The following is an 8,120-nucleotide window of genomic DNA, read 5'->3' on the forward strand; positions in this document are numbered from 1 at the left end:
ACCTCGGTGATCCAGTGATCCAGGCGTTCGATCGTGGAGCCCGGTGCCCGGGTACCGGGATCGAGGGCCGCCGACAGCGTCGACAGCACCCGGCCGAGCTTCTCGGGCTGAATATTGTTGAGCACGGTGCGCAACACATTGAGGGTGGTCTGCAGCTGGACGGTCGCGGCGCTGGTGTCCTCGGGAATGCTCGCCCCGGCCCGCAGCCGATCGCCGGTGGGCGTGGTGTCGACCAGTTCGACGGCGGTCACGCCGAAGATATTGTTGGGGATCACCCGCGCCGCCACCGTCGCCGGAATCGTCCCCGCCACTTGGGGTTTCAAGGCCAGCGCGGCCCGCTGCCGCTCACCCTTGGCCACCACCGTCACGTCCTCGACGCGGCCGACGACCATGCCGCGGAACTTCACGTCCGCGTGCGCGGGCAGCCCGTCGCCGGTGCTGGTGAGTTCGGCGGTGACCGCGACCTTGTCCTCGAAGCGGCCGTTGTAGCGCAGCGTCAGCAGATACACCAGCAGTGTCACCGTGGCGATCAGGGCGAGTCCGGCCAGCGTGAGCTGCCGGGCTGTCGGGCCCCGGCCGCTGGGATCGAGAATCATTCCACACACCTATCCCGAGATGCGGAAGCCAGGGTCGATGCCCCAGATCGCAAGGGTCAGAAAGAGATTGACGAAGACCATGACGACGATGACCATCTTGATGGCCCGCCCCGCCGCCACCCCGACGCCTTCGGGCCCGCCCGTGGCGACGTAGCCGTAGTAGCACTGGATGAACGTCGAGATCATCACGAAGACCATGACCTTGAGCAGCGACCAGAACACGTCCGGTCCCAGCAGGAACTGGAAGAAGTAGTGGTCGTAGGTGCCGGCGGTGGTGCCGCCGAGGAACAGCACCGACAGCTTGGTCGCCAGGTACGCCGTCGCCAGGCCCACGCTGTAGAGCGGGACGATGGTCAGCGTCGAGGCGATCATGCGGGTGCTGATCAGGTACGGAAGCGGCCGGATGGCAATGGATTCCAGCGCGTCGATCTCCTCGGAGATGCGCATGGATCCCAGTTGCGCGGTGAAGCGGCAGCCCGCCTGGATCGCGAACGCCAGGGTGGCGATGATCGGCGCGAGCTCGCGGGTGGTGGCGAACCCGGAGATGGCTCCGGTGAGCGGGGACATGGTCAGCAGGTTCAACGCCGTGAACGACTCCATGCCGACGGTGATGCCGCCGAATCCGCACAGCGCGATCACCACGCCGATGGTGCCGCCGCCCACCACCAGCGAACCGTTGCCCCAGCCGACATCGGCGGTCAGGCGCAGCACTTCCTTGCGATAGTGCTTCAGCACGAACGGAATCGCGATCAGGGCCTGGAAGAAGGTGATGACCTGATGGCCCAGGCGCTGATTGGCCTGCACCGGCATGGACACCACGTTCGCGGCCATTCGCACCGGTCGCAGCGCCGGGGGAGTGTAGGTCGAGCCCATCTCACACCACCTTCGACGGAAGCAGCGTGTTGTAGAGCTGGGTGAGCACGATATTGCTGGCGAACAGCATCAGCGCGGAGCTCACGACCGCCGAGTTCACCGCATTGGCCACGCCGCCCGGACCGCCGTGCGCGTGCAGGCCGATATCGCAGGCGATGACCGCGGTCAGCAGCCCGAAGATGGCCGCCTTGAGCACCGCGATCACGAGGTCGTTGGCCACCGCGAAGGAGGCGAACGAGCCGATGAACGAACCCGGCGTCCCTGACTGCGCGTACACGTTGAACAGGTACGCGGTGGCGAAGCCGACAAACACGATGAATCCGCACAGCAGCATGCTCACCAGCACCGCCGCCGCGATCCGCGGGGCGACCAGCCGCCGCACCGGGTCCACGCCCATCACCATCATGGCGTCGATCTCCTCGCGGATGGTCCGCGAACCCAGATCGGCGGTAATGGCCGACCCGACCGCGCCCGCGATCATGAGCGAGGTGACCAGCGGCGCGCCCTGGCGGATGATGCCGAGCCCGGCCACCGCGCCGATGAACGTGGTCGCGCCGACCTGATTGACCAACGCGCCCACTTGAATCGAGACCACCACCGCGATCGGGATGGCCACCAGCACCGTCGGCGCGGCCGACACGCTCGTCATGAAAGCGCACTGCTTGATGAATTCCCGGTAGGGGAAGCGCCGCCGCAGGATCGAGACGACCAGCTGCTTCAGGGCATCCCGACCCAGATCGACCTGGCGGCCCAGGGTTTCCAGCGAGCGTTGCGGATGCCGCTGCCACAGGCCGCGCACGCTCCGGCCGATCCGATCCAGCTCCGAAGGTTCTTGTGCTGTGGCGGAATGCTTTTCGAGTGTCGTCATCAGGCCGTCTCCACCAGATAGTGCTGCAACGCGACCAGACCGATCCCGACCGCCGCGAGTCCCGCGACCGCACCGCACAGCACGGCCACCCACAGGCCCACGCGCAGAACGGGATTGACTTCCATGCGCCCACCGAGGATCTTGATGCCGATCACCAGGATGTCGATGAGCCAGACCAGCGCCATCATCTAGGTCATGCACACATTCGAGAAGGTGAGCACCGGCCAGCACACGATGGATCCCAAAAACGAGATGATCACATCGATGCCGTGCAGCTGCTTCAGATGCGAGGTGTGCGTGAGGGTCCACACCACCCCCACCAGTCCGTAGGGAATGCCGAGAATGATCAGCGTGCCGAGGAATTCCGACACCTTCATCTCGTAGCTGAGTATGCGATCCAAGCGTTTCAGCATGCCGCGAGCGTCCTTTCGGTCCCTGCCCGTGCCCCTGTGCACGAGCGGCCGCAGCAGCGTATGTTACTCATGATTCTTTGGTTGTGAAGCGGTTCCGGAGATCTTTCCTTCGGCTTATATTGGTGCAGTATCGCGCTGGATGGCCGACTCTGGCCGTGGCCGCCGAACCTAAGTTAGTATCCGTTCATCGTGAAATTCACCCGGAAGGGGAACCATGACACTCGCGGCAGTGCCGCCGTCCGGCGAGTCGGCCCTCACTCTCGAACAGACCCGCATACGCATCCCCGGCGTGCACCGGCCCGACGGGAAGCGGCCGCCGAAACTTGAAGACGCCCTGGACTTCTGGCAGTTCTCCGGGGCGGCCGCTAATGTCGCCATGCAGATGGCGCGGCCCGGCGTCGGGCACGGGGTGGCCGACAGCAAGGTCGAATCCGGCGCGCTCATGGTGCATCCGTGGAAACGGTTGCGCACCACCGCCTCCTACCTCGCGGTCGCGATCCTGGGGACGGCCGAGGAGAAGATCGCCATGCGCGAGGCGATCAATGTGGCGCATCGGCAGGTGAAGTCCGAACCCGGGGCGGCGGTGCGCTACAACGCCTTCGACCGCAATTTGCAGATGTGGGTCGCGGCCTGCCTCTACATCGGCTTCGAGGATTCCTACCAGCTGCTCAACGGCAAGATGAGCGCCGAACAGGCCGAGGCGTTCTACTCGACGTCCGCGCCGCTGGGCACCACCTTGCAGGTCACCGAGGAGATGTGGCCCGCGACCCGCGCCGAATTCGATGAGTACTGGGTGGTGGCCTGTGAGCAGGTGGCCGCCGACGAGAAGATTCGCGCGTTCATCGACGATCTGCTGCACCTGCGAATGATCCACTGGTACCTGCGTGTGCTCTTCGGCGGACTGCTGCGCTTCCTGACCGTCGGCTATCTACCGCCGTACTTCCGCGAACAGCTCGGCGTCTCCTGGACCGCCGCCGACCAGCGTCGCTTCGAGCACCTGTTTCTGTTCGTCGGCTTCGTGAATCGCTTCATTCCCAGGTTCATTCGCACCATGGGCACCCGCACCATGATGTCGAACGTGCGTCACCGGCTGCGGCGGCACAAGGAATTGATCTAGTAAGCAACAGCTTTCAGCTCCTGCGGGAGATGAACATGAGGTATTCGCAGGGGGCGCTCGTGTGGTTGTCGAAGCCGTGGTCCACGTCGGCGAGGAAGAACATGGAGTCCCCGGTGTCGAGGATCTCGGTGACGCCGCCGATCGCGACGGTGACCGCGCCCTTCAGTACCACGACCTGCTTTTCGGTACCCGGCGGGAGGGCGGGCAGCAGACCCATGGAGACGTGGGCGGGGAGGTAGTGGACGACCATCTCTGCGCCGCCCGCACCCGGGGCCGCTGACGCTACGTGCCGCTCGAAACCCGTTTCCGGATCACGGAATACGGGACGGTCGTTCTTGCGCAGGACGACGGCGACGCCGGAATCGGCGACCGCCGGACCGCCGATCAGGTCGGAGAGTGACACCGCGAGCGCCTGGGCGATCTTGGTCGCGACGCCGATGGTCGGGCTCTTCTCGCCGCGTTCGACCTTCGACAGCATCGCGCGGCTGACCGAGGACTGCGTCGAAAGCTGTTCCAGCGTAAGCCCCGCCTCCTCGCGGCGTCGCCGCACGTTCCCGCCGAACGCGCCTGGGTCCTGCTCGCTCACCGTGCTCCTCGATCCCTGGGTGTTTCGCTGCCCGCAGTGTACGGTTCTTCTAAAGAAGATACAGTCTTCTTTGGGAGACGTGCCGCTGTGCGCGCCCGAAACGGTTGGAGGATCCGTGCGTTTGACCTCGAGTGGCAGACTCCATGCCACGTTCGAATTCGGTGAGTTGCAAGTGATCTCGTTGCGAGACGGGTACATCGACATGCCGCCGACGCGGCTGCGTGACGAGCAGGGGCGTGTGCTGCCGGTGGTGCCGGTCGCCGTGCCGCTGGTCGGTGGCAATCTGCGACTGGCGGTCAACGCCTTCTACGTCACCGACGGCACCCGCTCGGTGCTCATCGACACCGGCGCATCCGACAACTGGCACGAGCAGACCATGGGATTGATCTACGCCGCACTCGAGGAAGCGGGCGTCGATCGCGACCAGATCACCGACGCGGCCATCACCCACCGACACGAAGACCACGTCAGCGGCCTCATCGCCCCGGACGGTTCGCAGCCGTTCACAAAACTCGAACGCGTCTGGATCGGAGCGGGCGACGTCTCGGTCTTCACCGGTCGCCTCGAACCCCTGCGCGACCGGGTCGTCCCGGTCTCGGAGCCGGTCGCCATCAACGACTGGACCACCGCGATCCCGACCCCGGGCCACACTCCCGGCCACACCGTCTACGAAATCCGCAGCAGCGCAGGCCATCTGCTCGTATGGGGCGACACCGTCCACGTCCCGACCCTCCAGTTCGACCAGCCGAAGGTGTCCTGGGAATTCGACGGCGACCAACCCCAGGCCCGCGCCGCCCGCGCAACCCTCCTCGAACAACTCACCCGCCCCAACCATTTCGTCGCAGGCGCCCACCTCGACTCACCCGGCATCGCCCGCGTGACCCCCGCCGGCGAGGGCTACACGCTGGAATACCTCGCCCCACCGATCGGCTGATCACGCGATGCTCCGCCACCGCTCGACCACGCCTCGCATGGTGCGGGCCGAGGCGTCGAGCAGGTGTGTGACATCGGCGGTTTCGGTGCTGATCTCGCGGAGAGCGGCGGTGTCGGCGGGGCAGTCGGTGCCGAAGTGGCGGGCGTAGAGGTTGCGCGAGGTCAGGTCCGCTTCCTGTGAAAGCCGCTGCAAGTCACGCCAATACGGGGGCATGACCTCGGGGGAGCGGACCCGGGTGAGGCCCTGCGCGGTGCACCATGCCGCGTCGGCGGCCAGACGGATCAGGTGCAGTAATTCGTCGGGAAAGGCGGTGAGGCGGTGGATTTCGATCAAGCGGCCGACCGATTCGAGGTGGTCGACGGCGTAGTCGATGCGGCTGCCTACCCGGTAGAGCTCGGTGCGGTCGGGGACGGCGAACCGCTCGGCCACCAGCAGTCGCACCAGCTGCTCGGTGAGTTGGTGGCTGACCCGCTCGAACGCCGAGAGGCGGACTCGGACGGCGCGGGGGTCCGCACTCTCGAGGCGGATCTCCTCGAGAGTTGGGACCGCGGCCCCGCGCAATTTTTAGGGGGAACTGAAATAGAGATCCACCGCGGGTCCTGGCCGCGGCCCGCGCGCGTACTCGACGCTCATGCGGTGTGCGGCTGGGACAGGTCGTAGACGGTGGTGCCGCCGAGGGTTTCGGCAGTGAAGTTGGCCTTCACCCACGCGGTGATCCGGGCGCTGCTCGAATCCGACCCGCCCATCCCGAAGCCACTCGCCACGAAGTAGCGGACCTGGCCCGTGGACACGTAGTACTGGAACTGCGCCAGCGTAGGGGAGTCGTCACTACCGGTGAACCCGCCGATCGCCATGACCGACTTGCCGGAATTCAAGGCGAGGCTCGCGGAATCACCCGCCCCGACACTCGCCGCCGCCCAGCGCGAGTTGGACTCCTTCAGGAGTGACACGAGCTCGGTGTTGCTGCCAGATGATGAGGTCGGCCCATGCCCGCTGCCTTGGGTTTCGGTAGTGTCGCCGCCCATGTCCGAACCGGGTCCGTCGCCTGAACCTGAACCGGGCCCTGGCATGCCGCCCGGGCCGAAGGTCTGGCTGGTGGGGCCGGAGGCCGGATTGCCGCCGCTGTGTGCCTGAGTCGCGGTGGCTACCGCCCACGCGCTCGTGCCGCCGAGTCCGAAGAGCATGCCCGCCAGGGCGAGGGTGGCTGCGTACCGGCGCGAATGCCGGGTACCGGCGATCACGGCCAGTGCCACCACGATCGAGCCGATCAACACGGTCCAGCGCAGCCACGGCAGCCAGTCCGGGGTGCGGTTCAGGAGCACGAACGACCACGCGCCGGTGCCTGCGGCCATAACCGCCAAGGTCAGGCGGGCCGCCGGATGCGCCTTGCGCGACCATAGTTCACGCACGCCCAGCGCGACGAGCGCGCCGATGGCGGGGGCCAGGGCCACGGTGTAGTACGGGTGCACGGTGCCGCTCATGTAGGAGAACGTCAACCCGGTCACCAGCAGCCAACCGCCCCAGAGGACGAAGGCCGCACGGGTCGGGTCGGTGCGCGGGGCGCGGCGGGTCAGCCACAGCCCGGCTACCAGCGCGATGAGCGCGGCCGGGAGCAGCCAGGAGACCTCGGCACCCATCTCGGCGTTGAAAAGGCGGGTGATGCCGGAGGTTCCGCTGAATCCGGCGAAGCCGTGCATGCCTTCGGGAAGGTCGATGCCCTTGGGCGCGCTGCCGCCCATGTTGCCGTTGCCGCCGAGGATCCGGCCCAGGCCGTTGTAACCGACCGCCAGCTGCCAGAGGCTGTTGTCGGTCGAGCCGCCGATGTACGGCCGCGAATCCGCGGGCCACAGCTCCACCAGGGCGATGAACCATCCGGCCGACACCACGACTGCCACGCAGGCCAGAGTCAGAGCCGAAATCCGCTGGCGCAGTGGACCTTTCGCGGCGAGGAGAAACGCCAGGCCCAGCCCCGGGAGAATCAGGAACGCCTGCATCATCTTGGTCAGGAAGCCGAACCCGACCGCCAGCCCGGCCAGCGCCAACCACCCGGTCGACGCCGACCACACCCGATCACCCGTGGCCTGGATGGCGCGCACCGTGCAATAGGCGGCCGCGACGAGCAGCAGCACCAGCAGAGCGTCCGGATTGTCGAACCGGAAGATCAACACCGCCACCGGCGTCAGCGCCGCGACGGCCCCGGCCAGCAGCCCCGCCCCCGGTCCGCTCAACCGCCGCACCGTGGCGGCGAGCAGCCCCACCGACGCGACACCCATCAGCGCTTGCGGCAGCAGTACCGACCACTGGCTGAACCCGAAGATCTTGCCGGACAGCCCCATCACCCACAACGCGGCGGGCGGCTTGTCCACGGTGATCGCGTTGCCCGCGTCGAAGGACCCGAACAGCAACGCCTTCCAACTCTGCGACCCCGCCTGCGCGGCCGCCGAGTAGTACTCGTTGGCCCATCCCGAACTGCTGAGATCCCATACGTACAACACCGCGGTCAAGGCGAGCAGCACGAGCAGTCCCGGTCGCGCCCACCGTGGTTGATTCGCCGGTCCGACCAGTAGCCGGACCATCGTGGCCCGCCGGCCCCCGGTGTTCCCGGCGGGTCGCCGATGCCCGCCGGTCACCTCCGTCCGCGGCACAGTCGATGTCATCACGTCGTCCTTCCTCCACCGCGCCGATCGTCCGCCGCGGTCATCGAAGCCGATCCTGTCCGCCCCGCCTCGGGGG

The 8,120-nt window shown here is 66.9% G+C and carries 10 protein-coding genes; 2 read left to right on the plus strand and 8 right to left on the minus strand.

Annotated elements, in window-relative coordinates; translation table 11 throughout:
- From ACWELQ_RS30340 to ACWELQ_RS30360, 5 genes are all read right to left on the minus strand, one after another.
- A partial coding sequence (locus ACWELQ_RS30340) for an MlaD family protein (RefSeq protein WP_452400456.1) occupies window positions 1–596 on the minus strand: 596 nt, incomplete at its 3' end.
- 9 nt (window positions 597–605) lie between these two features.
- Window positions 606–1,469 carry an ABC transporter permease gene (locus tag ACWELQ_RS30345; protein ID WP_452400457.1) on the minus strand — a complete coding sequence of 288 codons (864 nt, stop codon included), beginning with the start codon at window positions 1,467–1,469 and terminating at the stop codon, window positions 606–608.
- 1 nt (window position 1,470) lies between these two features.
- Entirely contained in the window at window positions 1,471–2,337 is an 867-nt protein-coding gene (locus tag ACWELQ_RS30350) for an MlaE family ABC transporter permease (protein WP_452400458.1), read from the minus strand.
- Window positions 2,337–2,525 carry a hypothetical protein gene (locus ACWELQ_RS30355; protein WP_452400459.1) on the minus strand — a complete coding sequence of 63 codons (189 nt, stop codon included), beginning with the start codon at window positions 2,523–2,525 and terminating at the stop codon, window positions 2,337–2,339. Before ACWELQ_RS30355 ends, ACWELQ_RS30350 begins: the two co-directional genes overlap by 1 nt.
- Entirely contained in the window at window positions 2,526–2,750 is a 225-nt protein-coding gene (locus ACWELQ_RS30360; RefSeq protein ID WP_033089859.1) for a hypothetical protein, read from the minus strand. It lies immediately after the preceding gene.
- Between the two features lie 214 nt (window positions 2,751–2,964).
- Here ACWELQ_RS30360 and ACWELQ_RS30365 point away from each other — a divergent pair, with 214 nt between their 5' ends.
- Entirely contained in the window at window positions 2,965–3,867 is a 903-nt protein-coding gene (locus ACWELQ_RS30365; RefSeq protein ID WP_452400460.1) for an oxygenase MpaB family protein, read from the plus strand.
- Between the two features lie 13 nt (window positions 3,868–3,880).
- On the opposite strand, the gene ACWELQ_RS30370 is transcribed toward ACWELQ_RS30365, so the two are convergent.
- Window positions 3,881–4,453: a helix-turn-helix domain-containing protein gene (locus ACWELQ_RS30370; protein WP_452400461.1), complete on the minus strand. Its 573-nt coding sequence runs from the start codon at window positions 4,451–4,453 to the stop codon at window positions 3,881–3,883.
- Between the two features lie 172 nt (window positions 4,454–4,625).
- Between ACWELQ_RS30370 and ACWELQ_RS30375 the strand changes: the two genes are divergently transcribed.
- Window positions 4,626–5,387, plus strand: a complete 762-nt coding sequence (locus ACWELQ_RS30375; RefSeq protein WP_452400462.1) for an MBL fold metallo-hydrolase — start codon at window positions 4,626–4,628, stop codon at window positions 5,385–5,387.
- Here ACWELQ_RS30375 and ACWELQ_RS30380 read toward each other — a convergent pair whose 3' ends face one another.
- Together ACWELQ_RS30380 and ACWELQ_RS30385 are read right to left on the minus strand one after the other, a co-directional pair.
- Window positions 5,388–5,948, minus strand: coding sequence for a hypothetical protein (locus tag ACWELQ_RS30380; RefSeq protein ID WP_452400463.1), 561 nt, complete (start codon window positions 5,946–5,948; stop codon window positions 5,388–5,390).
- A gap of 68 nt (window positions 5,949–6,016) precedes the next feature.
- Window positions 6,017–7,963: a glycosyltransferase family 39 protein gene (locus tag ACWELQ_RS30385; RefSeq protein WP_452400464.1), complete on the minus strand. Its 1,947-nt coding sequence runs from the start codon at window positions 7,961–7,963 to the stop codon at window positions 6,017–6,019.
- Window positions 7,964–8,120: the final 157 nt, after the last annotated feature.

This window comes from Nocardia sp. NPDC004722 (genome assembly GCF_053601505.1).